The sequence below is a fragment of the Bacillus hominis genome (assembly GCF_018332515.1).
Classification (GTDB): domain Bacteria; phylum Bacillota; class Bacilli; order Bacillales; family Bacillaceae_G; genus Bacillus_A; species Bacillus_A hominis.
On sequence record NZ_BOQD01000598.1, the window covers coordinates 1 to 907 of the forward strand.

At 32.0% G+C, this 907-nt stretch carries 2 protein-coding genes and 1 pseudogene; 2 read left to right on the forward strand and 1 reads right to left on the reverse strand.

Annotated features, from left to right (window positions below):
- Window positions 1-207 (forward strand): DUF3953 domain-containing protein (locus tag KI356_RS27545; RefSeq protein ID WP_238486258.1); only part of this gene is annotated, 207 nt, incomplete at its 5' end.
- Window positions 208-236: 29 nt separating this feature from the next.
- Here the strand turns inward: KI356_RS27545 and KI356_RS28535 are convergent.
- A pseudogene (locus KI356_RS28535) lies at window positions 237-437 on the reverse strand (hypothetical protein); the annotation flags it as partial.
- Window positions 438-458: 21 nt separating this feature from the next.
- On the opposite strand from KI356_RS28535, the gene KI356_RS27550 reads away from it, so the two are divergent.
- Window positions 459-896, forward strand: coding sequence for an NUDIX domain-containing protein (locus KI356_RS27550; protein ID WP_212937045.1), 438 nt, complete (start codon window positions 459-461; stop codon window positions 894-896).
- Window positions 897-907: the final 11 nt, after the last annotated feature.

The window sequence follows — 907 nt, forward strand, 5'->3', positions numbered from 1 at the left end:
ATTATTATGGGCTATTCCATTTATAGTTGGAATGATGATTCAAAGCAAAGTATGCTCATTTTACAAGTACTGTTAGGTTTTATGCTTGCTGGAATGGGGATACAAAGTTTTAAGAAGGATGAAAAAGAAAATAAGAATATGGGACTTTTACTTTTACTTACATCGCTATTTTGCATCATTATATCACTCATAAAATATTTAAAATAAACCGTTACTGTAACATATTGAGTAACGGTTTATTTTTTTGAAGTTGTCTGATTGAAAATTTCAGGAACTGTTTGGTATATTTCCTTATCAATACAAAATTTTTCTGTTATCCAATAATTAAGTTGAGAAGGGATAAGGAAATGTTCTCTTTTCTTATCTTCGAAATACAGTTTTAAAACATTTTCCTTAATAGAAGTTGGAACACCGTCAATATAACCGGAAATTCGAATCATAATGGGAGGTTGGATGCTATGCCAATGTCGTTATACTATGCAAAAATCCGTGAGAAATTAGGACATGAACTTATTTTCATGCCGAGTGTAGCTGCTATTATAAAAAATGAGCAAGGGGATATTTTATTTCAATATCCTGGAGGAGAATACTGGAGTTTGCCAGCTGGAGCAATTGAACTTGGAGAAACTCCAGAAGAAGCAATAGTTAGAGAAGTTTGGGAAGAAACAGGATTAAAAGTAAAAGTGAAAAAAGAAAAAGGAGTATTTGGAGGAGAAGAATTTCGTCATACATATTCGAATGGAGATCAAGTAGAGTATATTGTTGTTGTATTTGAGTGTGAACTTATTGGCGGCGGATTGAAAGCAGTTGATGGAGAATCTGTAAAACTAAAATATTTCCCTTTATTTGAAAAGCCACCTTTAGCATTACCGTATCCCGATAAAATATTTTTATAGATGAAAAATAG